27 protein-coding genes and 2 pseudogenes are annotated in these 20,650 nt (G+C 67.9%); 23 read left to right on the top strand and 6 right to left on the bottom strand.

Features of this window, described 5'->3' with window-relative positions; translation table 11 throughout:
• Positions 1-46 precede the first annotated feature (46 nt).
• The gene (locus RGD00_RS16630) at positions 47-361 is read left to right on the top strand and encodes a head-tail joining protein (protein ID WP_310458414.1); all 315 of its coding nucleotides are present in this window, start codon (positions 47-49) and stop codon (positions 359-361) included.
• On the top strand, positions 358-987 hold the full coding sequence (locus RGD00_RS16625) for a DUF6441 family protein (RefSeq protein WP_310458413.1): 630 nt from the start codon (positions 358-360) through the stop codon (positions 985-987). The genes RGD00_RS16630 and RGD00_RS16625 overlap by 4 nt, the downstream gene beginning before the upstream one ends.
• A 13-nt stretch (positions 988-1,000) precedes the next feature.
• Here RGD00_RS16625 and RGD00_RS16620 read toward each other — a convergent pair whose 3' ends face one another.
• Complete coding sequence (locus RGD00_RS16620) at positions 1,001-1,291, bottom strand: type II toxin-antitoxin system RelE/ParE family toxin (protein ID WP_310458412.1); 291 nt, start codon at positions 1,289-1,291, stop codon at positions 1,001-1,003.
• The gene (locus tag RGD00_RS16615; protein ID WP_310458411.1) at positions 1,279-1,563 is read right to left on the bottom strand and encodes a CopG family ribbon-helix-helix protein; all 285 of its coding nucleotides are present in this window, start codon (positions 1,561-1,563) and stop codon (positions 1,279-1,281) included. Before RGD00_RS16615 ends, RGD00_RS16620 begins: the two co-directional genes overlap by 13 nt.
• 89 nt (positions 1,564-1,652) lie before the next feature.
• Between RGD00_RS16615 and RGD00_RS16610 the strand changes: the two genes are divergently transcribed.
• The gene (locus RGD00_RS16610; protein ID WP_310458410.1) at positions 1,653-2,072 is read left to right on the top strand and encodes an acyl-CoA transferase; all 420 of its coding nucleotides are present in this window, start codon (positions 1,653-1,655) and stop codon (positions 2,070-2,072) included.
• A 17-nt stretch (positions 2,073-2,089) separates the two neighbouring features.
• Here RGD00_RS16610 and RGD00_RS16605 read toward each other — a convergent pair whose 3' ends face one another.
• Positions 2,090-2,530, bottom strand: coding sequence for a thermonuclease family protein (locus RGD00_RS16605; RefSeq protein WP_310458409.1), 441 nt, complete (start codon positions 2,528-2,530; stop codon positions 2,090-2,092).
• Between the two features lie 51 nt (positions 2,531-2,581).
• Here RGD00_RS16605 and RGD00_RS16600 point away from each other — a divergent pair, with 51 nt between their 5' ends.
• The 3 genes from RGD00_RS16600 to RGD00_RS16590 all read left to right on the top strand — a co-directional run bounded on the left by RGD00_RS16600 (position 2,582) and on the right by RGD00_RS16590 (position 4,202).
• Positions 2,582-3,526, top strand: coding sequence for a phage tail tube protein (locus tag RGD00_RS16600; RefSeq protein ID WP_310458408.1), 945 nt, complete (start codon positions 2,582-2,584; stop codon positions 3,524-3,526).
• A 2-nt stretch (positions 3,527-3,528) separates the two neighbouring features.
• Positions 3,529-3,966, top strand: coding sequence for a hypothetical protein (locus RGD00_RS16595; RefSeq protein WP_310458407.1), 438 nt, complete (start codon positions 3,529-3,531; stop codon positions 3,964-3,966).
• A gap of 68 nt (positions 3,967-4,034) precedes the next feature.
• Positions 4,035-4,202 (top strand): DUF7697 family protein, encoded by a 168-nt coding sequence (locus RGD00_RS16590; protein ID WP_310458406.1) that lies wholly within the window; start codon positions 4,035-4,037, stop codon positions 4,200-4,202.
• Positions 4,203-4,219: 17 nt separating this feature from the next.
• On the opposite strand, the gene RGD00_RS16585 is transcribed toward RGD00_RS16590, so the two are convergent.
• Complete coding sequence (locus RGD00_RS16585; protein WP_310458405.1) at positions 4,220-4,432, bottom strand: AbrB/MazE/SpoVT family DNA-binding domain-containing protein; 213 nt, start codon at positions 4,430-4,432, stop codon at positions 4,220-4,222.
• A gap of 70 nt (positions 4,433-4,502) precedes the next feature.
• Between RGD00_RS16585 and RGD00_RS16580 the strand changes: the two genes are divergently transcribed.
• Positions 4,503-6,917 (top strand): tape measure protein, encoded by a 2,415-nt coding sequence (locus RGD00_RS16580; protein ID WP_425603427.1) that lies wholly within the window; start codon positions 4,503-4,505, stop codon positions 6,915-6,917.
• Positions 6,910-8,076 carry a hypothetical protein gene (locus RGD00_RS16575; RefSeq protein ID WP_310458403.1) on the top strand — a complete coding sequence of 389 codons (1,167 nt, stop codon included), beginning with the start codon at positions 6,910-6,912 and terminating at the stop codon, positions 8,074-8,076. Before RGD00_RS16580 ends, RGD00_RS16575 begins: the two co-directional genes overlap by 8 nt.
• 27 nt (positions 8,077-8,103) lie before the next feature.
• Here the strand turns inward: RGD00_RS16575 and RGD00_RS16570 are convergent, their stop codons facing one another.
• The gene (locus tag RGD00_RS16570; protein WP_310458402.1) at positions 8,104-8,673 is read right to left on the bottom strand and encodes a hypothetical protein; all 570 of its coding nucleotides are present in this window, start codon (positions 8,671-8,673) and stop codon (positions 8,104-8,106) included.
• Between the two features lie 200 nt (positions 8,674-8,873).
• Between RGD00_RS16570 and RGD00_RS16565 the strand changes: the two genes are divergently transcribed.
• The 15 genes and pseudogenes from RGD00_RS16565 (at position 8,874) to RGD00_RS16495 (ending at position 20,163) form a co-directional block, all read left to right on the top strand.
• Positions 8,874-9,734, top strand: a complete 861-nt coding sequence (locus RGD00_RS16565; protein WP_310458401.1) for a phage BR0599 family protein — start codon at positions 8,874-8,876, stop codon at positions 9,732-9,734.
• Positions 9,735-9,804: 70 nt separating this feature from the next.
• Positions 9,805-10,053, top strand: coding sequence for a hypothetical protein (locus RGD00_RS16560; protein WP_310458400.1), 249 nt, complete (start codon positions 9,805-9,807; stop codon positions 10,051-10,053).
• Positions 10,050-10,319, top strand: coding sequence for a hypothetical protein (locus RGD00_RS16555; protein ID WP_310458399.1), 270 nt, complete (start codon positions 10,050-10,052; stop codon positions 10,317-10,319). The genes RGD00_RS16560 and RGD00_RS16555 overlap by 4 nt, the downstream gene beginning before the upstream one ends.
• Positions 10,309-13,440: a phage tail protein gene (locus RGD00_RS16550; protein ID WP_310458398.1), complete on the top strand. Its 3,132-nt coding sequence runs from the start codon at positions 10,309-10,311 to the stop codon at positions 13,438-13,440. Before RGD00_RS16555 ends, RGD00_RS16550 begins: the two co-directional genes overlap by 11 nt.
• A 134-nt stretch (positions 13,441-13,574) precedes the next feature.
• On the top strand, positions 13,575-14,237 hold the full coding sequence (locus tag RGD00_RS16545; protein WP_310458397.1) for a DUF2793 domain-containing protein: 663 nt from the start codon (positions 13,575-13,577) through the stop codon (positions 14,235-14,237).
• Positions 14,234-15,052, top strand: a complete 819-nt coding sequence (locus RGD00_RS16540; RefSeq protein WP_310458396.1) for an SPRY domain-containing protein — start codon at positions 14,234-14,236, stop codon at positions 15,050-15,052. The genes RGD00_RS16545 and RGD00_RS16540 overlap by 4 nt, the downstream gene beginning before the upstream one ends.
• Entirely contained in the window at positions 15,049-16,047 is a 999-nt protein-coding gene (locus RGD00_RS16535) for an FscB (protein WP_310458395.1), read from the top strand. Before RGD00_RS16540 ends, RGD00_RS16535 begins: the two co-directional genes overlap by 4 nt.
• A 47-nt stretch (positions 16,048-16,094) precedes the next feature.
• On the top strand, positions 16,095-16,349 hold the full coding sequence (locus RGD00_RS16530) for a DUF6127 family protein (RefSeq protein ID WP_310458394.1): 255 nt from the start codon (positions 16,095-16,097) through the stop codon (positions 16,347-16,349).
• Between the two features lie 144 nt (positions 16,350-16,493).
• On the top strand, positions 16,494-17,174 hold the full coding sequence (locus RGD00_RS16525) for a YcbK family protein (protein ID WP_310458393.1): 681 nt from the start codon (positions 16,494-16,496) through the stop codon (positions 17,172-17,174).
• Positions 17,171-17,428: a hypothetical protein gene (locus tag RGD00_RS16520; protein ID WP_310458392.1), complete on the top strand. Its 258-nt coding sequence runs from the start codon at positions 17,171-17,173 to the stop codon at positions 17,426-17,428. Before RGD00_RS16525 ends, RGD00_RS16520 begins: the two co-directional genes overlap by 4 nt.
• Before the next feature lie 28 nt (positions 17,429-17,456).
• Entirely contained in the window at positions 17,457-17,588 is a 132-nt protein-coding gene (locus RGD00_RS16515) for a hypothetical protein (protein WP_310458391.1), read from the top strand.
• 260 nt (positions 17,589-17,848) lie between these two features.
• Positions 17,849-18,178 (top strand): annotated as a pseudogene (locus RGD00_RS16510) (DUF2793 domain-containing protein); the annotation flags it as partial.
• A gap of 140 nt (positions 18,179-18,318) precedes the next feature.
• Entirely contained in the window at positions 18,319-18,519 is a 201-nt protein-coding gene (locus RGD00_RS16505) for a hypothetical protein (RefSeq protein WP_310458389.1), read from the top strand.
• Between the two features lie 160 nt (positions 18,520-18,679).
• A complete protein-coding gene (locus RGD00_RS16500) occupies positions 18,680-19,348 on the top strand; it encodes a DUF262 domain-containing protein (protein WP_310458388.1) in 669 nt (222 codons plus the stop codon).
• 45 nt (positions 19,349-19,393) lie between these two features.
• A pseudogene (locus RGD00_RS16495) lies at positions 19,394-20,163 on the top strand (IS5 family transposase).
• 19 nt (positions 20,164-20,182) lie between these two features.
• Here RGD00_RS16495 and RGD00_RS16490 read toward each other — a convergent pair.
• Positions 20,183-20,545 carry a transposase gene (locus RGD00_RS16490; protein WP_310458387.1) on the bottom strand — a complete coding sequence of 121 codons (363 nt, stop codon included), beginning with the start codon at positions 20,543-20,545 and terminating at the stop codon, positions 20,183-20,185.
• Between the last annotated feature and the right edge of the window lie 105 nt (positions 20,546-20,650).

Below are 20,650 nucleotides of genomic sequence, written 5' to 3'. Positions count from 1 at the left end.
GTCTGATGCAAACATAGTATCACTTCCTTTCTGAGGAAAGAGAAACATGTCAGACGCCCTCTCTGCCGCGCTGGCCACACTCTTCGCAGATCTGAACATCGCGCGGGATGCGGTCTATGTCGCCAACGGCGGCGCGCCTGTGCTGGTGCGCATCGTCGCCCGGCGTGCCGATGTCGTCACCGACTTCGGCGATGCCCGGCTCTGGTCCGAGACCACACGCGTTGACCTGCGGGTGGCCGAGGTGCCGGCCCCGCGCCCGGGCGACAGGATCGAGATCGACGGCGACGTCTTCCTCATTCAGGGCGAACCTGTCCGCGACCGTGAGCGGCTGGTCTGGACCGTAGATCTGAGGCCCTCGTGAAACTGAAGCTCGACTTCGATCCCGACATCGCAGCGATGATGGCGGCCGAGATCGCGGCGGGCGAACGCGCGGTCTCGGCCGCGATCCGCGAGGCCGGGATGGGGCTCAAGACCGCCTGGCGCGGCCAGATCACCGGCGCGGGGCTCGGGGCGCGGCTCGCGCGTAGCATCCGGTCGGAGAGCTATCCCAAGGGGCACGCCAGCCTCAACGCTGCGGCGCTGGTGTGGTCCAAGGCGCCGGTGATCGTCGGCGCCCATGACACCGGCCCGCTGATCCGCTCGAAAACCGGCTTCTGGCTGGCGATCCCCACGGCGGCGGCGGGCAAATCCACGCGCGGCGGCAAGATCACCCCCGGAGAATGGGAACGCCGGACGGGTTTGCGCCTGCGCTTCGTCTACCGCCGCGCCGGCCCGAGCCTGCTCGTGGCCGAGGGGCGGCTGAACACGAAGGGCCGCGCGGTGGCATCACGGTCGAGGACCGGCCGGGGCCTTGCCTCGGTGCCGATCTTCCTGCTGGTGCCGCAGGTCAGGTTGCGCAAGCGGCTGGATCTGGCGCGAGATGCCGAACGGGCGCGCGATGCGGTGCCGGGGCTGATCGTGGCGGGGTGGGGGGAGAGAAAGATGTGATCGACCCTTCCCGTCAGTAGCCAGCCTCGCGCTGATGGCGCACGGCCAGTACTACCGCCGTCTCGCCATCAAACCGGTAGAGCGACACATAGCCACTGTCGCCAAACGGGATAAGCCATTCGCGAAACTCCGGTTCCATTTCCTCGACCGGACGCCCGACACCCGGCTGGTCGCGCAGGATGTTCATGCCCTCGCGGATGGATTTGGCTGCACGGCGCGCGGCATCGGGGTTCTTCCCGGCAAGGAAGCGGTAAAGCCTTTCGACATCCCGCAGCGCTGCAGGCGACCAGATCAGTTGTGGCATTCAGGAGCGACCGCATCTTCGCCTGCTTCCAGCCTCGCAAGCCAAGCATCGGCCTCGTCATGGGTGACGTGCTTGCCGGTCACTTGAAATTCCGCCCACGCCTGCAACCCGGCCTGCCGGAACGCCTCGCGCTTCTCTTCGCGCTCGACGAATTGCGCCACAGCCTCGCGCAGCATCCAATGTGTGGAGCGGTCCTTCGCATCCGCCAGCCGCTTGAGGCGGTCGCGGGTGTCCTGATCGAGTTTTACGGCGATGGGGCGGACGGCGTTCATCGGGGCAACTCCGGATGAGTATTAACAGGTATTACCCTTAGCATATCGACCTCCGTCGCAGAAGTCACAATTGAGCCAAGGCCCGTGAAATGCCCACCCCCCGCGAAACCATCCTCGCCGCGCTGCATGCGCGGCTTGTCGCTCTGCCCGCCACCGCGCTCCGCGGCGAGGTGCTGCCGGAGCGTGTGCCCACAGCTGGGCTGCTGATCCTGCGCGACGGCGAACCCGGCGAGCCGGAAGTGACGCTGTCGCCCCTGCGCTACCACTACCAGCACCGCGCCGAGATCGAGGCGGTCGTACAGGGTGCCAGTCGTGACGCAGCCTTCGACACGCTCTGCGCCAGCATCGGCGCGGCGCTTGCCGCTGACCGCACGCTGGGTGGCTTGTGCGACTGGGTCGAGGCGGAGGCCCCGCAGCCGGTCGATCTGCCGGTGGACGGCGCGGCCAGCCTGAAGGCGGCCGTCATTCCGGTCGTCCTGCACTATTCCGCGGCCGACCCGTTGGCCTGACGTCCGGCCCGCTGCGATCAGCAGGTGCCGTAATACCCGCGCGAATACCGGCAGTATTCCGTGGCAACGCCTGCACGGATCATCTCGGCGGCGATGTCGCGGCCATCGGGCAGGACGCACTGGGCGACATGGCGGCCATAGCGGTCCATGTCGCGCAGCTGGCAGCGCAGCACCTTGCCGGAGATCAGCTTGCGCAGGGTGGCCGTGGCCGCGCTGCCGCCCGGATGGTTCCTTTCCGGGGCATCGAGCCCCCAGACCCGGATCCGGCGCGACACGCCGCTGAGGGTGAAGGTGTCGCCATCGAGGATCTTCGAGACCCTGGCCTCGAGCACCGTCGCCTGACGGGCCTCGGCAGCAGGCGCGGGCTGCAGGGCAGAAAGCCCGGCAAGGATGAGGACGAAGAGCGCGCTGCGCCGAGAAACACGAGCAATCACCGGTAGATAATGGCCGAAGAGCATGCGGCAGGACAAGGTCCGCGCCGGCAGAACCTTCAGAAAGGATGACCGAACATGGCACGCGCGCAAGGGGCGCGGGCGCGGATGGCGCTTGCGTTCGAGACGACCTATGGCACACCGCCCGGCAGCGGCTACACGCGGATGCCGTTTGCCAGCACCACGCTCGGCTCCGAGCAGCCGCTCTTGAACTCGGAACTGCTGGGGTACGGCCGCGATCCGCTGGCCCCGATCAAGGATGCGGTGACGGCCGACGGCGATATCGTGATGCCGATCGACGCTGCGGCGTTCGGCGTCTGGCTGAAGGCGGCGTTCGGCGCGCCTGTCACCACCGGCACCGCACCGGGCCCATATACCCATACCTTCCAGTCCGGGTCCTGGACCCTGCCGTCGATGTCGATCGAGACCGCGATGCCCGAGGTGCCGCGCTACGCCATGTACTCGGGCTGCGTGCTCGACACGCTCTCCTGGCAGATGCAGCGCTCGGGGCTGCTGACCGCGACGGCAAGCCTGGTGGCGCAGGGCGAGGCCGTGGCCACGACCAGCGGCGCAGGTACACCGGCGGAGCTGGACCTGATCCGCTTCGGCCATTTCAACGGGGCGATCACGCGGAATGGAGTGGCCCTCGGCAATGTCATCTCGGCCGAGATCACCTATGCCAACAGCCTCGACCGGGTGGAGACCATCCGCTCGGACGGCATGATCGACGGGGCGGACCCCGGCCTTGCGGCGCTGACCGGCAAGATCGAGGTGCGCTTTGCCGATCAGCTGCTGGTCAACCAGGCCCTCGCCGGCGATCCCTGCACGCTGGAGTTCTCCTACAGCCTGCCTTCGGGTCCGAGCTTTACCTTCACCGCCCATGCCGTCCATCTGCCGCGCCCGCGCATCGAGATCGGCGGGCCGCAGGGCATCCAGGCCAGCTTCGACTGGCAGGCCGCCCGCGATGCCACGCTCGGGCGGATGTGCACCGCCGTTCTCGTCAACGACATCGAGGAATACTGACCATGATCCGTCTCGACCTTTCCAGCGCGCCGCAATGGCTCGATCTCGGGTCCGGCCTGCGGCTGGCCGTTCTGCCCGTCACCACCGCGGTCATGGTCGCCGCCCGCAACGATCCCGCCGTCGAGGCGCTGCCCGAAGGGGCGAGCAAGGAAGAGACGGCGCTGGCCATGGCGAAAGCCGTCGCGCGCCGCGTGGTCACCGGCTGGGAGGGGGTCGGTGATGCCGATGGCAAGCCCGTCGCCGTCAGCCCGGAGGGGATCGACGCGCTTCTGGACATCTGGCCGGTGTTCGAGGCGTTCCAGACCCGCTGCCTTGCACCGCATCTGATGCTGGAGCAGGAAAAAAACGCCTCACCGCCCTTGCCGACTGGCATTTCGGCGGGGGCGGCAGCTACTGCGCGGCCTGCCAGGGCCCGTGCCCGGACTGCCCGGCCCGGCTGAACCGGCCTCTGACGCCGGAGGGTTGGCAGGTCTGGGATCTGGTGCTGCGGCTCGGCGGACAGCTGCGGATGGTCTCTCCCGCGGGCGGCGCCATGGTGCTCGGCTGGGACATGGCGGCGGCGCTTGCCATGGCGCGTGCCCTCGGGGTCGATCCGCGGATCGCCGCCGAATGCCTGCCCGAGATCGAGGCGGTGATGGTCAGGAAGATCAACGAGCAGATGGCCGGCGACCGGTGACCATCGCGGCCGGAGGATCAGATGCGATTCACCCTGTCCCGGTAGCCTGCCGTCGACGCGCCCTTCGCGATGCCGGCAAGTTCGTCCCGTTCCGGTACCGGCATCAACAGGACGCCGGCCCCCTTCGGGATGAGGGCAAAGACCTGACCGGCCTGCCATCCCCGCGCAGCCCGGGTCTTCGCGGGAATCGCGATCTGGAACTTCGGGGACAGGATGGCGGTCTCGGACATGTCCAGAACCTCCCTCGTTCGATGCCGTAGTTCAAGACGGACACTGCCACCCTTTCGGGAACGATGACCCATGTCCGAGAAACGCGTCTCTGTCCGCCTTGTTGCCGAGGGTGGTCGGCAGGTGAAGGCCGAGTTCCAGGGCATCGGCGAGGCGGGCGAAGCGAGCTTCCGGCGCATCGAGAGGCAGGCGGATGTGACCGGCGTGGTGCTGCGCCGCCTTGCCGGCATCCTGGCCGGGGCCCTCTCGGTGCGCCAGATCGTGGCCTATGCCGACCAGTGGACCGACCTGCGCAGCCGCGTCGATCTCGCCACCGGCAGCCAGGAAGCCGGCGCGGCGGTCATGGAGCGGCTGGCCTCGATGGCGCGGCGGACCTATTCCAGCCTCGGCCAGACCACGGAATCCTGGCTTGCCAATGCCACGGCGCTGCGCGAACTGGGGCTGACGACGGCGGAAAGCCTCGATTTTACCGAGGCGCTGAACAATGCCATGGTGGTCTCCGGCGCGCGGGCCGAACGTGCGGCCTCGGTTTCGAATGCGCTCTCCAAGGCCATGGCGCTTGGCAAGCTCTCGGGCGACAACCTCAACACCGTGATCCAGAGCGGCGGGCGGTTGGCCGAACTGCTGGCGGCGGAGCTTGGTACCACCGTCTCCGGCCTGCGCAAACTTGGGCAGGAGGGCCTGATCACCGGCGATGTCATCCGCACGGCGCTGATCGGCAATCTCGAGCTCCTGCGCGAGGAGGCCGACAGCATGCCGGCCACCATTGGCGATGCCTTCACGCTCCTCGGCAATGCCGCCCTGCAGCTGGTCGGGACCTGGGACCAGATGATGGGTGCCTCCTCCCTGGTGGCGACGGCCCTCATTGCCGTGGGTGACAACCTGGAACGCCTTGCCGCCATCGGCATCGCCTTCGCGGGCTTCATGGCAGGCCGCTGTGTGGCTGCCTTCGTCGCCGCCCGTGTCGCCACGCTGACGCTTTCCGGCGCGCTCACCGTGCTGCGCGGCGCCCTCATCCGCACCGGCATCGGAGCGCTGATCGTCGGCGCGGGCGAGCTGATCTACCGGTTCGGACAGCTGGTGAAGGGCGCAGGTGGCGTCGGTGCCGCGCTCGGCCTCCTTGGCGATCTCGCCCGCGAGGTCTGGGAGCGGATGAAGCTCGGCATGGTGGCCCTTGGCCTCACGATCCTCGCCGGCTGGGCCGAGATCAGCGCCGGGATTGCTTCCGCGCTGCAGACCGGGCTCGAGGCGTTGGTGGGCTTTGGCAATGCCGCGCTCAACACCTTCCAGGGCGCCTTCGAGGCGATCAAGGTGCTCTGGGCCGCGCTGCCCTCGGCGATTGGTGAGTTCACCTACGATGCGGCGAATGCGCTGATCGGCGGCGTCGAGGCGATGCTGAACGGCGTGGCCGCCCGGATCGACACCTTCCTCGGAGGGATCAATGCCGGGCTCGAGGCGCTCGGCATAGAGAAGCGCATCTCGCTGATCGGCACGCTCGAACTCGGCCGGATCGACAACCCCTTTGCCGGCTCGGCCGCCAATGCCGGCGCCGAGGCGCGCGCCGCTTTTGATGCTGCCTTCTCCAGCGATCCGATCGCCGTCCCCGATCTCGGCCTCACCGCCGCGGCGGAGGCCGGCCGCGCCGAGGCGGCAAGCCTGCGCGACATGATGGGCGAGGTGGCGACGGCGGCCACCGCACCGCTGCACTCGCTGGCCGCCCTGCAGGCGGCAGTTGCCGGATCCGGTGCCGAGGCGGAGGCCGCGCTCACCGGCACCCGCACCGCGCTCGACGGGACGGCGGATGCGGCAGACGCGGCTGGCGGCGCCGGTCGTGGCGCGGGCAAGGCGCTGCGCGAGGGCGCCGACAGTGCGAAGTCCGCCTGGGAAGAGGCGGCCGAGGCGGTGCGCAAGGCACAGGAGAAGGCCCGCGAGATGGCCGAAGGTCTGGCGCAGGACATCACCGGCCCGATCAAGGAGGCGCTGACCTCGGGCGAGTTCACCTGGGAGAGCTTCGCCAGCGCCATCTCGCGGATCGCCCAGAACCTCGCCACCCGGCTGATCGATCTGGCCTTCAAGCCGATCGAGAATGCGCTGATCAATGCCTTCTCCGGCGGCGGCGCCGGCGGGGGTGGCTTCCTTGCCAGCCTCTTCGGCTTTGCCAGGGGCGGTGTCTTTGCCGGTGGCCAGGAACTGACCGCCTTCGCCCGTGGCGGTGTGGTCAATCGGCCGACGGTGTTTCCGTTTGCGCGCGGCATCGGGCTGATGGGCGAGGCCGGGCCCGAGGCGATCCTGCCCCTGCGCCGTGGCAGGGGCGGCAGGCTCGGGGTGGAGATGAATGGCGATGGCGCATCTCCGGCAGCCTCGATGTCGACCCGCATCATCAATGTCCTCGACCCTTCGGTGGTCGGCGATTATCTCGCCACGCCTTCGGGTGAACGGGCGATCCTGAACGTGATCCGTCGCAACCGGGGGGCGATCAATGCCTGAAGTGGGAGGCCCGTCACCGCTCTGGCCGTTCCCGGCCGCGCAGGAGATCACCGAAGTGCTGGAATGGCGCACCGATGTGTTGCAGGCCCGCGGTGCCGAACAGCGCATTGCGCTCCGGTCCCGCCCGCGCGAGATCGTGACCTTCCAGCATCGGCTCGATGCGCTCGGGCTGGCGCGGGCGGCGGAACTGGTGCGGGCGGTCTTCGTGGGAGACTGGCGGGTGCCGCTCTGGCACATGGCGGTGCAACCGGATGCGGATGTGGCGCAGGGAGCGGTGGAGATCATCGTCGACACCGCCCTGTCGGACTTCCGGGCGGAGGCGGCCGTGGGTATCGCGGTGGATGGCGGCGAGGTCTCCCTGGCCGAGATCGCCAGTGTGCAGCCAGATCGGCTGGTGCTGGCGGAACCGCTGGGGCCGCAACTGCCCGCAGCCATGGTCGCGGCGGCGCGGATCGCCCTCGCGCCCATGCGGCAGGCCGTGCTGATCTCGCCGGTCGAGATCAGCCGCCGCCGCCAGGACGACGGCATCGTCACCGCGAGCTTCCTCTTGCGCGATGCGCCGGAGCTGCCCGCGCCCGCGTTGCCGTCCTATCTCGGCCGCCCGGTGCAGACCGATCCGGGCCTCATCCGGGCCCCGATCACCGCGACCCTGCGCCGCGCCGTCGAATATGTCGACAATGGCTACGGCCCCGTGATGGTCGAGCCGCTGCGGGACATCTTCGAGCGGGGCGAGGCGATCACGCTGAAGGCGCAAGGCGCTGCCGAACGCTGGGCCTTGCGGCGCTGGCTGTGGTCGTTGCGCGGTCGCCAGGCCAGCTTCTGGCTGCCAAGCTGGGGCCGCGAACTGCAGCTGCGCGCCGCCATGACCTCGGGATCCACGCTGATGCGGGTGGCACCTGTCGCGGAACTGGCCGCCTATGTCGGACGCGCGATCCTCATGGAGATGCCGACCGCGCTGCGCTTCCGCACCATCACCGCCGCCGTCGCGGAGGGTGCCGATCATCGGCTGACGCTGTCGTCCAGCCTCGGCGAGCCGGTGGCCATCGGGACGAAGGTGCATTTCCTGGTGCTGGTGCGCTCGGATGCCGACCGGATCGAGATCCGGCATGGCGCTGTCGCGAGCGAAGTCACCCTGCCGGTGGTGGAGGTGGTGGGGTGAAGCAGGCTTTATGGGTCGGGGTGGGCGTCAGCTGTGTCGGCCGGGGTGATCGGTCCAGCCGAGCCCCAGCTCGCTCACCTGGTTCCAGGTCACGCGCAGAACGCCTTCATTTCGCCTTGTCAGATCCTTTCGATCGATCAGACGCCCGGAGACGGCGAATTCCTCGGAGATCTTCACGAGCAGGACCTTGCTGAAGTGCCTGTCGAGCCGCAGCGTAACCGTGTCGTTCTTCTTGAACGGCGTGATCGTCTTGACCTCGACGAAGTCGCTGCCAAGACGCCCGTCCGAGCCCTTGGCGTAGTTCTGATGCAGCCGGATGCCGAAGGCGATCGCACCGAACAGTTCGCCGATATCGCCGTAGACCTGAAGGTGCCTCCTGGTTCCGCGATGGTATCGCTCGGCAAGCTCAAGCAAGTCGCGAAACACCGGAACCAGCGCGATGTCGGCTTTCGGATACCGCCAGCGCAATTCAGCCTCGTGCTCAAGCCTGGCCAGATGGTTGCATTCGAAGCTTTCGTCGTCTTCGTGTGGAATGCTGTCCCAGCTCAGCCATTCTCCATCAATCCAGAAGGCGTTGTCTGGCCCAAGAACGCTCATCGGCAAGCTCCGGAAGAATCTGTCGGGTACCAAATGGAACGAAAGTCGGGAGAAATTATGTCCGCAGGCAAGAACCTGCACAGGCTGCAGCGAGACAGTTTCGTGCAAGCCCACCAGGCACCCGGCCGCGTTGCTGTCGCGGGCTTCCTCGCCTCCACCGGGCACTCACCCATCCCCTCCTGACCACCGGGCATCCTCTCATGACCTACGCCGACATCGAATCCTCCCCCGGCGAAGGCCGCCCGTATTACCTCTACCAGTTCATCGAGGGCGATCAGCTCTGGCGCTTCACCAGCCGGGCCACGGATTGGCTGAGCGCGGGCAGCGGCGGCGAGCCGATCGCCTGGGAGGCTGCGGCGGTGGCGCATGGCGATGTGGTGCAGACCAGCGAGATCGAACGCGGGCGGCTGGAACTGACCTGGCCGCTGTCGCATCCCTTCGCGCGGCGCTTCCTCGCGCCCATGGGCAATACGCCCGTGACCCTGACCATCTTCCGTGGCCATGAACAGGTGCTGGGCGAGACCGTGGCGCATTGGAAGGGCCGCGTCGTCGGGGCCGAGGTCGAGGGGGTGCGGATCCTTCTCACCTGTGAGTCGGTCTTCAGCACCCTGCGCCGGGCCGGGGTCAGGGCGAAGTATCAGCGCCTCTGCCGCCATGCGCTCTACGGTCGCGGCTGCGGCCTCGAGATCGCCCATCACTGGCAGACCGGCACGGTGACGGCCGTCTCGGGCAATGCCCTGACCATCCCGGAGGCGGCAGGACACCCCGACGGCTGGTTCCGCGGCGGCGTGCTGCGCCTCGATGCGCAGCTCGGCTTCATCACCGGCCATGTCGGATCGACCCTGACCCTGTCCCGGCCGATGCCGGAGCTGGCGGCCGCTCTCGCCAACCCCGAGCTCGATCCCGAGACCGGTGACCCACTGCCCGTCCTTGCCGACATCGCCCCCGGCTGCGATCTGCGCGCCGCCACCTGTGCGGCCAAGTTCGCCAAACTCGCAAACTTCGGCGGCTTTCCCGAGATCCCCGGCCGCAATCCCTTCGGCGGCTCCTCCATCGTCTGAGCGAAGCACGCAGCACGCAAGACGCCGTCCGACCACCCCGATCACAATCGCAACCCTCGAAGGACACCCCATGGTCTGGCCCTTCATCGCCCGGCTCGTTCTCGGGCTGGTGCTCTCGGCGATCTCCTATGCGCTGAGCCCGCGGCCCAGGGTCGAGAAGCCCCAGGCCGCAGGCCTCGACGACTTCTCGCTGCCGACGGCGGAAGAGGGACGACCGATCCCGGTCGTCTTCGGCACGGTGCTGATCACCGGGCCCAATGTGGTCTGGGCCGGTGATCTCAAGGTGGACCCGATCAGGAAGAAAGGCGGCAAGAAGTGACCCGCGTCACCATCCAGGACCTGCGCGCCGCGCGCTACTGCCTTGCCGGCGTGCGGCCATGGTTCCGCCGCCACGGGCTCGACTGGCAGGACTTCCTCGACCGGGGCATCGACGCGGACGCCTTGCGCGCCACCGGCGATGCGCTGGTGGAGCCGGTGATCACGCAGGCCGAGGCGCGGGAGACGACGCAGGCCAGGACGCGGGAGGCGGAAGCACAGGTGACCGCACAGGCAATGCCGAGCATGGAGACCAGCGATGGGCGGTAGCAGCAAGGCGCAAACCGTCGGCTATCGCTATTCGCTGGGGATGCATCTCGCCCTTTGCCACGGCCCCGTGGATGCGATCCGCGAGATCCTCGTCGACCGCCGCACCGCCTGGTCGGTCACCACCGGCGGCGCGACCTCGGGCGGCGGCGCAGCCGTCGAGACCCGCATCGGCACGGTCGCGGGCATGGCCGCCACCGCGGCCCTGGCAGGCGATGCCGGCGCCACGATCACCTTTCCCGGCACCCGGGCGGGGGTGCGCCTCGGGCAGGACTACCGACTGGTGCTGGCCGATGGCACGAGCCAGACCATCACGTTGCGGGCGGTCACCCATGATGCTGCGACCAACATCACCCGCTGGACCGTCCTGCCCGAAGCCCTGAGCTTCGCCGCCCAATCGGTCGAGGTGGTCGAGGCCACGACCGGCGCCAGCAACATGGGCGCCGGCGGTGGCCGCATCCGCATCGACAAACCCGACCTCTTCGGCGGCGAAAGCCGCGAAGGCGGCATCCGCGGCGATGTCGATGTGCTGATGGGCGGACCAGACCAGGGGCCGAACGACTATCTGGCGGCCCGCATGGGCGGTGACGTTCCCGGCTTTCGCGGGCTCTGCAGCCTGGTGCTGCGGCAGGTCTATCTCGGCGTCAATCCCTATCTGAAGCCATGGGCGGTGCGCGTCACCCGGGTGCTGACCGGCGAGGCGGGCGCCCCGCAATGGTATCCCGTGAAGGCCGCCATCACGCCCGAGGCCAATATCTCCGATGCCGCCATCCATATCACCCTCGATGTCTCGGGCTCGATGTCGGGAACCCGTATGGCGGCGCAAAAGGCCGGCGTGACAGCACTCATCCGCGAGATCGCCGCCGGCACCGATCCCGACCGGCCGAACGACATCCGCATCCAGCTCTGGAATGCAGGCGTGGCAGGCTCGATCGAACGGCGCGACATGGGGCCGGAGGATTACGCCGCCCTCGAGACCTGGATGCTCGGGCTCTCCAACACCACCTCGGGCGGCACGAGTTTTGATGCCGCCTTCAGCGGGGCCGGCGCCTTCTTCGCCGGCAGCGGGACGAAGCGCCGCATCGTCATCTTCGTCACCGACGGCGAACCCTCGCCGGCAGCTTCCGTCGATGCGGCGCTGGCGATCATCCGCAGCCTGCCGCCCTGCGACATCTTCGGCTTCAACATCGCGCTGGCCGACACCAGCCATACCGCGCGGATCGACAACACCCCCGTGGACGGCGTGCCGGTCATCCCGCCCGGCAACCCCGAGGCACTGGTCGCCTCGCTGCGCGGCGCCTTCGGCAACGGCCCGGACATGAACCCGGCCCATATCATCCGCGACTGCCTCACCAACCGCGACTGGGGCCTTGGCTATTCCAGCGTCGAGATCGGCGCCAGCTTCACCGCCGCTGCCGATACCCTCCATGCGGAAGGCTTCGGCCTGTCGCTGATCTGGCAGCAGGACTCGTCCATCGAGGAGTTCATCGCCAGCGTGCTCGACCATGTCGATGCCACGCTCTTCATCGACCGCCGCACCGGCCTGTGGGAGCTGAAGCTGATCCGCGCCGATTACGTGGTGGCCAGCCTACCCCTCTTCGACGAGACCAATGTCGTGGATTGGGGCCGGCTGGGCCGCCGCGCGCCGTCGGACCTCGTCAACAGCGTCACAATCCGCTTCACCGATGCCTGGACCGACGACACCGGCGCGGTCTCTGTCACCGACACCGCCCGGGTCCAGGCCATGGGCGAGGTGCTGGCCACCACGCTCGACTATCCGGGGATTCGCTATCAGGGCCTCGCCCTGCGCGTCGCCGAACGCGATCTGCGTGCCTTGTCGGCGCCGCTCCTGACCGGCGAGATCGTGGTCACCCGCGCGGGCGCCGGTCTCGGACCGGGCGATGTGATCCGGCTGCGCTCGGCCCGGCTCGGCCTCGAGGACGTGGTGATGCGGATCTCCGAGATCGGTCAGGGCGATGGCCGCGACAACGGCATCCGCCTCAAGCTCGCCGAGGATGTCTTTGCCTTGGGCGCCACCGCCATCGCCGGCGGCCGCATGCCGACCGGCACCGGCATCGCCGCCCCGCCGCGCGCGCTTTCGCGCCGCATGGTCGCGGAGGCCCCCTACTGGCTGCTCGTCCGCGAGCTGGGCCACAGCGAGGCCGACCGGCGTCTCGCCGAGGACCCGGACGCGGGTGCCCTCATCGCCACCGGCGAGCGGCCGAGTGCCGATGCGCTGGCGGCGGAGCTCTGGATCGATCCCGGCACCGGCCCGGTCCAGGAGGGGGCGGTGGCCTTCGCGCCGACAGTGCTGCTGGCTGCAGAGCTGTCGGACCATCCCGAGGCGCGGACGGTTGCCGTCACCGGCTGGCGCGACATCGGCGAGGTGGCGATCGGCACCCTGGCCGGCATCGGCGGCGAGTTGGTGCGGGTGGACGGGATCACGCCGACGACGATCACTCTCGGCCGCGGCTGTCTCGACACCGTCCCGCGCGCCCACCCCTCCGGGACGCCGGTGATCTTCTTTGACGAATCTGCCCGGCTGACCGAAGATGCTTGGGCGGCGGGCGAGACACTGGCCGTCCGACTCCTTCCCCAGACTGGCCAGGGTACCCTGATCTTCTCCTTGTCCCCTGAGGATAGCGTCACCCTCGACCGCCGCGCCCTCCGCCCCCTGCCGCCGGGGCGCGTGCAAGGCAATGGCAGCTACAGCCCCGATGTCGATGCGCTGGTCACCGGCCCTCTCGCCCTGAGCTGGACCCATCGCGACCGGCTGACCCAGACCAGCCCGGTGATCGCCGATCACACCGCGGCCTCGATCGGGCCGGAGCCGGGCGTCGGCTATGCGATCGAGATCCGCTGGATCGATCCCGATACCGACGTGCCTGTCCTGCCGCCCGGCCTCGTGATCGACGCCGGCTCCGGCACCGGCTGGCTGCTGGCGCCCGAGGACATCCCCGAACTCGGCGCCCCGGAGCGCACCGCCGAGATCGACCTCGCCGTCCGGTCTCGCCGCCTCGTCGAGGGCAGCTGGATCACCGACTTTGATGCCCGCCGGTTCCGCCTCACCGCCCCCTTCGCCGCCGGCTGGGATCGCGGCTGGGGTTTCCTCTGGGGCAGCTGAGCCCCGCCTGCCGGATAGCCGCGCCCTCCGCGGTGTCGACATGATCACTGGAACCCCGGACCCCGGCGCCTTGCGGTGTCGCGCCCGGATCAATTGACCCACCACCAACGAGGACGAGCATGCCGGAACGGATCATGCCGGGACTGGGGCTGCGCGCCTTCTACGATCCCGGCCAGCGCGATTGGGGCATGAGCCTCAGCGAGGACCTGCGCCTGGTCTCGGCGCTGGTGCAGGCCCGCGTCACCTCCCGCAGTGCCGCGCTGCCCGCCACCGGCAGCGCGGGCCAGATCGCCATCGTGCCCGCTGCGGCCGGAGCCAATGCCAATGCGCTGGCGCTCTGGGACCAGTCGCCGGCCGGGGCAGCGGCATGGGTCCATCTGACCCCGCAGGAAGGCTGGCAGGTCTGGGTCGAGGACGAGGCAAGGCATGTCCGCTTCACGGCCGGATCATGGGTCGAGGTGCCGCGCCCCGGCGTGGTCCGCATCCGCACCCTCACCGTCCCCAGCCATGTGCTGGAACCCGTCGATCAGGGCTGCATCCTCGAGACCACCGGTTCCTCCGCCGTCACCGTGACCATCCCCGACGAGGCGAGCGTGCCCTTCGAGACCGGCACGCTGATCAACGTCACGCAGATCGGCACCGGGATCGCCACCGTCGAGGCCGCCGCCGGGGTCTCCCTCAATGGCATCACCGCCGGCTCCGTCGCCCTCGACGGTCCCTGGTCCGGCGTGGCGCTGGTCAAGCGCGGCGCCGATGCCTGGGTCATCCAGGGCGCACTGGCAGGAGCCGTCGCATGAGCCTCCTGATGCTGCGCGCCGCGATCCTGGCGCAGGGCGGTTCTGCCGCGCCGCCGGTGGACATCGGCACCGCCTGGCAGCTCGACGTGACCCGCTGCCCCGCGGGCTACACGCTGTCGGAGGGCAATCAGACCGCCCTCAACACCTCGGGCGGCGCCAACTACCTTCGCTGGGTGCCGACTGCGAAGGCCATCCTGCCCTCGGACGGGCGGCGCTATTGGGAAGTCCTCTGCGCTCCCGGTGGGGCGGCCAGTTTCGATGGCTATATCGGCATCGTCTCCGCCGCACAGCGCGAGGATTACAATGCCGGCCTCAACCCGATCACGCTCGGCTCGATCGGCTGGCGCGGCAATGGCACCCTCTGGTCCTCCAACAATGCCACCGCCACCCAGCAACTGACCGGCCTGCCCGGCTTCGGCGCGGGCGATGTGCTGATGTTCGTGCTCGATCCCGCCACCGCCCGCCTCTGGATCGGCCGGAACGGCATCTGGCGCGACGATCCGGTCAGCGGCCCCGCCACCTGGACCGCCGCCGCAAGCCCCGGCTTCCATCCGCAGATCCAGGGCCGCAACTCCGGTGACGGTGGCACGCTGCGGTCTCTCCCCTCGCAGTTCAGCTATCCCGTGCCCCCCGGCGTGTTGCCTCTGGGCTACGAGCACCCCGATCTGCGCCTCTTCGAGGTCTCGGCCTGGCTCGAGATCGGCTGGGACAGGGGGCTCAGCCTCGGGGAGGCCGAGGCCTGGCTCGATCACGGCGGCGGCGCAGGCCTCACCGCCGCACAATCCACCCTCTACATCGAACTGGAGCTGCCATGAGCCATATCCTGCATCTCGGCCATCAGCCGACCGACGTCTCCGGCATCACCGGAATGATCAGCACCGTCGCCGCCGGCTTCGATCCGAACCTCGACGTCAACGGCATCCGCTTCAGCGGATCGCGCACACTGGTCGCCCCGTTCTCGATCGCCTTCCCGGCCCCCGCGGGCGATCTCTGGCTGGGGTTCCGCTATGTGCCGCCCAATGCCGACAGCGAGAGCATCTCCGAGGCCGGCGCCAACTTCCTCGATGTCTACGATGCCAGCCTCTCGCGCATCGCCCAGATCCAGCCGGTGGCCAGCACCGATCGCTATCATGCCGTGGCCCGCGGCGACACCAGCGTGCAGGGTGCTTCCAGCTACATTGCCGCCAACGGTCAGCCGCAGTGGATCGACGTGCGCGTGGCGGTCGGCGCGTCCATCACCATCGATTTCCATGTCGATGGCGTGCTGCAGAGCACCGCCACTGCGGCCAATACCGCGGGCAAGGGCAAGCCGGTGCAGATCGTCTTCGCCAATACCGGCCTGCATGGCACCAGCGCCTCCCGCACCTGGTATTATGCCCATCTCGCGGTGCTCGATGGCGTCTCGACCATCGGCCGGCGCTTCGTGCGCCGCACGCCGCATGTCCTCGCCAGCTACAGCCAGATGGCCGGCAGCCTGGATGCGCTGAAGGATGGTGACATCTCCACCCGGGTCTCGAGCGATGCGGCAGGCCAGCGGCTCTCCTTCTCGCTGACCGGGCCCACCGGTCCAACCTCGGTCTCGGCCATCGCCGGCCTGCATGTGAAGCAGGTCGCACAGGCGGGCACCGACGGGCCTGACGCCACGGCCGGCTTCCTGCGCATCGGTGGGGTCGATCATGATGCCACCCCGGTGACCGTGCCCAGCCTCGCGCCGACGGCCGTCTATTCCACATGGGAGCTGAACCCGGTCGACGACAGTGTCTGGACCTCGGCCACGCTGCCCACCGAAGTCGGGATCCTCTCGGCATGAGCCCGCGCCGATCCGAGCATGCGTCAACCGAAGGCGGCCATGTCCGCATGCCCGATGCCGAGTTCGAGGACCTGCTCGCGCGGGCTGCCGAGGCTGGCGCAAAGCGTGCCCTTGCCGATGTCGGGCTCGACGGCCGGGAGGCCGCGATGGATGTCCGCGATCTGCGCGCGCTGCTCGACTGCATCCGCTTCATCCGCCGCACCGCCGTGCAGACCACCGTCCATCTGATCACCACCGGCGTCATCCTCGCGCTGCTCGCCGGCATTGCCCTGAAGCTCAGGATCTTCGGCAACGGCGGCTGAGCCGCACCGGCCGGCAGGGGCGGCCTGACCTTCGCTCGATCCGACCGATTGATCCCCCCGAGACCACCCGGGCCTGCAGCCAGGCCGCTGCGGGTTGTCCCCGTTTCTCCACCCCCCGTTCATCCCTGTCAAAGGAGCTTCCCGATGTCCGACCCGATCCGCAATTATCGCCACTTCCGCGACCTGCCGCCGCAGCTCTGGCGCTGGCCGAACTTCTCCCCCGCCGAGATCGCCTGTCGCGGCACCGGACAGCTGAAGCTCGTCCCCGAGGCCATGGACAGGCTGCAGGCGCTCCGCGACCGCCTCGGCAAGCCGCTGATCGTCCGCTCGGCCTACCGCAGCCCCGAGCACAACCGCGCCGTCGGCGGGGCAAAGGCCTCGAAGCACATGCAGGGCACGGCGTTTGATATCGCCATGGCAAACCACGATCCTGCGGCCTTCGAGGCGGCGGCGCGGGCAGTGGGATTCCTCGGCTTCGGGTACTACCCCCGCTCGGGCTTCATGCATATCGACCTCGGGCCGGCGCGGGTCTGGGGCGAGCCCTTCCCGCTGCGGGCGACCGCCTTTGCTGCGGAAGCCCCGCCCGCGCGCGAGGCGCTGGCCGACAGCCGCACCCTGAAGGGGAGTGGCGCTGCCGGGGTGGCAACGCTGGGGGCTGCCGGCGTCGAGGTCGCACAGGAGGTGCTCGCCGAGGCGCAGGGGGCCATCCTGCCGCTGGTGCCCTATCTCGACACCCTGCGGTGGCTGCTGATCGCCGTGGCCCTCGCCGGCGTCGCCGTCACCATCCATGCCCGCATCGATGACTGGAAGCGGGGGCGGCGGTGATCGCCGCGCTGGGTGCCGCACTGGCCGGATCGGCATGGGGGCGGAGGGCTGCGGGGATCCTCCTCGTCGCTGCTGCGATCCTCTTGTTCATGCTGAGCCTGCGACGGGCCGGGGAGAAGGCCGGCCGCGCCGCTGAGCGCTTGGAAACACGGGAGAAAAGTGATGTCATCCACCGCCGGATGCTGGAAGCCGCCAGCCGTCGCCCCGCTGATCGCGATGCTCTGGCTGACCGGTTGCGCGGCGGGCGGTTCTGACCGGGGTGGGTCGGGGGCATGTCCGCCGGTGGTCGATTATACCGCCGCCGAACAGCACCGCGCGGCCAGGGAGGTGGAAGCGTTGCCGGAAGGGGCGATGCTGGTCCGCATGCTCGGCGACTATGCCGTCCTACGCGACCAGGCGCGGGCGTCCTGGTGAAAGCCGGGCCGGGAAGTATCCCCGCGGGAAGCGCCAGACGCCTCGACCGCAGGGCAGCACCCGGCCCGGGTCACGGATTCACAAGGTCAAAGAGCCGCAGGGGATTCGCTGCGCTGGCATGATGGCACGTCAAGGCCGTGTCCGTCCCAGGCCGCGATGGGCACAGTTGTGCACCTTGCATCAGGCCCTCGTTCGGCGTCGTGGTTTGGTGATCCTTGGCCGGTCACCACCTGAAATCTTCGCTTTCCCGGTGCAGGTAGGGTAACGGCTTCCAGCGCGGCACGCACACCCGCTGGCAGCTTGTCGCGAACGACGGCACCGGCTCGCCGACTCTGACCGACATGGGGACGAGTTTCCCCATCGCCACGGGCGGCGTGCTGACCCTGTTCATTGCCGCGCCGCCGAATGGATCATCCGTATGGGTGCGCGTCGTAGACGAAGTCTCCGGCGCCGTCTTCGAACAGGAGATCACTGCCGACCTGCCAGCCGCTACGCAGTTCCTGTCACCGCGGCTGTTTCTCAACACAGGCGCGACCGCCGCCGCCGTCGCTTACGACTGTGCGGGGGCGTACATCGAGACCGACTATTGAGAGGCCCGCCGGTCGGTCGAGATGCCCTCTTGGTTCGCTCGTCCAACGCGCTCACTCCACACAACCCACTGACAAGTAACTGGACTGTGCCTGCAAGCCACGCCTGTTGTCACGTTGAACACCCCGAGGAGCCGTGAAGAATGATTCCTAAGCATCCAGACGTTATTGTCATAATTTCCGGCCACGACGGCAACGCGTTCGTGGTTCTTGGTCGTTGCTGCCAAGCCGCGCGCGAAGCCGGGCATTCGGAGGAAGAAATCGCGAAATTCATGACTGAAGCCACGGCGGGCGATTACGACCATCTCCTGCAAACTGCCATGCGCTGGTTCGAGGTCCGGTAGCGCCGACCGATCAAGCGATGTGAGGATGACGGGTGCCCCGCCGTAAGATCTTGCGGCCTGCATCGGCGCCGCAGTTAGTGCGCGCAGAAGGTCAAGTCTGATGACATGACCGTTTGTCTGGCGTAGTTACGGATAATCATGAGCAATTCGGAGAACTTGCATGAAGGCTGCCGAGACCCGCGTCGACCGCTTTCTGGCCAGCAGCGAGACGGCGTTCGCCATCCCTGTGTACCAGCGCAACTATGACTGGACGCGGGTTCAGTGTCAGCAGCTGTTCAATGACATCCTCCCCGTCGGCGCGGACGAAGGCCTGTCTGGGCACTTCATAGGCAGCATCGTTTACGTGCATGACGATGTTTACACCGTCTCAGGGCTTCGTGAGCTGACAATCATCGACGGGCAGCAGCGGCTGACCACGCTGACCCTGATCTTCATCGCCCTGTATCGTCATGCCATCGCTGCCGGACGGGAGCAGCAGGCCCAGCGAATCTACAAGACGTTCCTGATCAACGAGTTCGCCGAGGATGCCGAGAAGCTGAAGCTCAAGCCAACGGACAACAACAAAGTTGCGCTCGCTCAGATCATGGATCCGAACGAGGCCGTGAAGGTCAGTGGATACTCACGCCTGGTTGAGAACTTTCGCTTCTTCGAGAGTCACATCGACGAAGCCAATTTCGACATCGTGCAAAAGGGGCTGACGAAGCTGATCTTCGTCGACATCGCGCTGGAGCGCGGCAAGGATAACCCGCAGCGTATCTTCGAGAGCCTGAACTCGACAGGTCTGGAGCTTTCCCAAGCCGACCTTATCCGTAGGGTCAGGACCCATTGATCATCCGCTCGCGGCGTGATTCAGGCTCCGCGAGGAGACCGATGAATGAGCAACCTTTTCTGGCTGACAGACGCGCAGATGGCGCGGCTCCAGCCCTTCTTCCCCAAGAGCCACGGCAAGCCGCGCGTTGATGACCGACGGGTGCTGAGCGGGATAATCTTTATCAATCGTAATGGCTTGCGTTGGCGTGATGCACCCAGGGCATATGGTCCGCCGAAGACCCTCTACAACCGTTGGAAACGGTGGAGCGACAAGGGCATCTTTGCGCGGATGATGGACGGACTGGCCTCCGAGGCCACCGCTCCGAAGACGGTGATGATCGACGCGACCTACCTGAAGGCGCACCGCACGGCGACCAGCCTGCGGTCGAAAAAGGGGGACCCGGCGACCAAAGGGGCCGTCTGATCGGCCGAACCAAGGGCGGTATGAACACCAAGCTGCACGCCGTCGCCGATGCCACGGGGCGGCCGATCGGGTTCTTCATGTCGGCCGGCCAGGTCAGCGACTACACAGGCGCCGCGGCTCTTCTGGGCAGTCTGCCGAAGGCGGGTTGGCTGCTGGCTGACAGGGGCTACGACGCTGATTGGTTCAGAGAAGCATTGAAAGACAGGGGGATAAAGGTCTGCATCCCCGGTCGAAAGTCCCGCAGGAAGGCCGTCAAATAAGACAAGCGGCGCTACAAACGGCGCAACCGCATCGAGATCATGTTCGGCCGTCTGAAGGATTGGCGGCGCGTCGCCACCCGATACGACCGCTGCCCGGAAACCTTCTTCTCCGCGATCATGCTCGCCGCAACCGTCTTGTTCTGGCTGTGAAATTCAATGAGTCTGGACCCTAGGGAATTTCCACAGCATTCGCGACACGACCGGGCCCCTCCGATTGTGACAGTCCGGCTGCCGAACTGGTGACCAGACGGAAAGCCGGATCATGGCGCAGAGCATCGGCATCGTCGTGGTCGCGCCAGCCCTGTGCCTCCAAAAGCACCGAGGTCCGGATGAGTGAGGCGAGATCATGGGTCACGACGACCTTGCTGCGCGGGTCGCTGAGACGCAACGTCATCCAAGAGACGACGCCGCTTCGTTCAAGCACCTCCTGCGGCAGCACCGCCCCCGGGGCCCCGGTCAAACGATCCGCGCGACTTTCAACCCGCAGCGACTTGTTGAAACCCGGAATGACTGGCTGTAGCTTTTCACTCATGCGTGCGTCCGATGCTGCCTGCTTCTAAGGAACGTCTGATCAACGGCTTCGGCTGCGCCAAGATGGCCGCGTGACTCGTTGTCCCACCCGAAGACCTGCGTCCGT

The organism is Ruixingdingia sedimenti, from assembly GCF_031432425.1.
GTDB classification, from domain to species: domain Bacteria; phylum Pseudomonadota; class Alphaproteobacteria; order Rhodobacterales; family Rhodobacteraceae; genus Ruixingdingia; species Ruixingdingia sedimenti.
Note: the sequence above shows the minus strand (reverse complement) of the source record. Positions and strands in the feature narration are given on the sequence as shown.

Excerpts from the sequence above, each read along its gene's own strand:
- RGD00_RS16630 (WP_310458414.1), top strand. The coding sequence starts at position 47 with ATGTCAGACGCCCTCTCTGCCGCGCTGGCCACACTCTTCGCAGATCTG.
- RGD00_RS16620 (WP_310458412.1), bottom strand. The coding sequence starts at position 1,291 with ATGCCACAACTGATCTGGTCGCCTGCAGCGCTGCGGGATGTCGAAAGG.
- RGD00_RS16615 (WP_310458411.1), bottom strand. The coding sequence starts at position 1,563 with ATGAACGCCGTCCGCCCCATCGCCGTAAAACTCGATCAGGACACCCGC.
- RGD00_RS16610 (WP_310458410.1), top strand. The coding sequence starts at position 1,653 with ATGCCCACCCCCCGCGAAACCATCCTCGCCGCGCTGCATGCGCGGCTT.
- RGD00_RS16605 (WP_310458409.1), bottom strand. The coding sequence starts at position 2,530 with ATGCTCTTCGGCCATTATCTACCGGTGATTGCTCGTGTTTCTCGGCGC.
- RGD00_RS16600 (WP_310458408.1), top strand. The coding sequence starts at position 2,582 with ATGGCACGCGCGCAAGGGGCGCGGGCGCGGATGGCGCTTGCGTTCGAG.
- RGD00_RS16595 (WP_310458407.1), top strand. The coding sequence starts at position 3,529 with ATGATCCGTCTCGACCTTTCCAGCGCGCCGCAATGGCTCGATCTCGGG.
- RGD00_RS16590 (WP_310458406.1), top strand. The coding sequence starts at position 4,035 with ATGGTCTCTCCCGCGGGCGGCGCCATGGTGCTCGGCTGGGACATGGCG.
- RGD00_RS16585 (WP_310458405.1), bottom strand. The coding sequence starts at position 4,432 with ATGTCCGAGACCGCCATCCTGTCCCCGAAGTTCCAGATCGCGATTCCC.
- RGD00_RS16580 (WP_425603427.1), top strand. The coding sequence starts at position 4,503 with ATGTCCGAGAAACGCGTCTCTGTCCGCCTTGTTGCCGAGGGTGGTCGG.
- RGD00_RS16575 (WP_310458403.1), top strand. The coding sequence starts at position 6,910 with ATGCCTGAAGTGGGAGGCCCGTCACCGCTCTGGCCGTTCCCGGCCGCG.
- RGD00_RS16570 (WP_310458402.1), bottom strand. The coding sequence starts at position 8,673 with ATGAGCGTTCTTGGGCCAGACAACGCCTTCTGGATTGATGGAGAATGG.
- RGD00_RS16565 (WP_310458401.1), top strand. The coding sequence starts at position 8,874 with ATGACCTACGCCGACATCGAATCCTCCCCCGGCGAAGGCCGCCCGTAT.
- RGD00_RS16560 (WP_310458400.1), top strand. The coding sequence starts at position 9,805 with ATGGTCTGGCCCTTCATCGCCCGGCTCGTTCTCGGGCTGGTGCTCTCG.
- RGD00_RS16550 (WP_310458398.1), top strand. The coding sequence starts at position 10,309 with ATGGGCGGTAGCAGCAAGGCGCAAACCGTCGGCTATCGCTATTCGCTG.
- RGD00_RS16545 (WP_310458397.1), top strand. The coding sequence starts at position 13,575 with ATGCCGGGACTGGGGCTGCGCGCCTTCTACGATCCCGGCCAGCGCGAT.
- RGD00_RS16540 (WP_310458396.1), top strand. The coding sequence starts at position 14,234 with ATGAGCCTCCTGATGCTGCGCGCCGCGATCCTGGCGCAGGGCGGTTCT.
- RGD00_RS16535 (WP_310458395.1), top strand. The coding sequence starts at position 15,049 with ATGAGCCATATCCTGCATCTCGGCCATCAGCCGACCGACGTCTCCGGC.
- RGD00_RS16530 (WP_310458394.1), top strand. The coding sequence starts at position 16,095 with ATGCCCGATGCCGAGTTCGAGGACCTGCTCGCGCGGGCTGCCGAGGCT.
- RGD00_RS16525 (WP_310458393.1), top strand. The coding sequence starts at position 16,494 with ATGTCCGACCCGATCCGCAATTATCGCCACTTCCGCGACCTGCCGCCG.
- RGD00_RS16505 (WP_310458389.1), top strand. The coding sequence starts at position 18,319 with ATGATTCCTAAGCATCCAGACGTTATTGTCATAATTTCCGGCCACGAC.
- RGD00_RS16500 (WP_310458388.1), top strand. The coding sequence starts at position 18,680 with ATGAAGGCTGCCGAGACCCGCGTCGACCGCTTTCTGGCCAGCAGCGAG.
- RGD00_RS16490 (WP_310458387.1), bottom strand. The coding sequence starts at position 20,545 with ATGAGTGAAAAGCTACAGCCAGTCATTCCGGGTTTCAACAAGTCGCTG.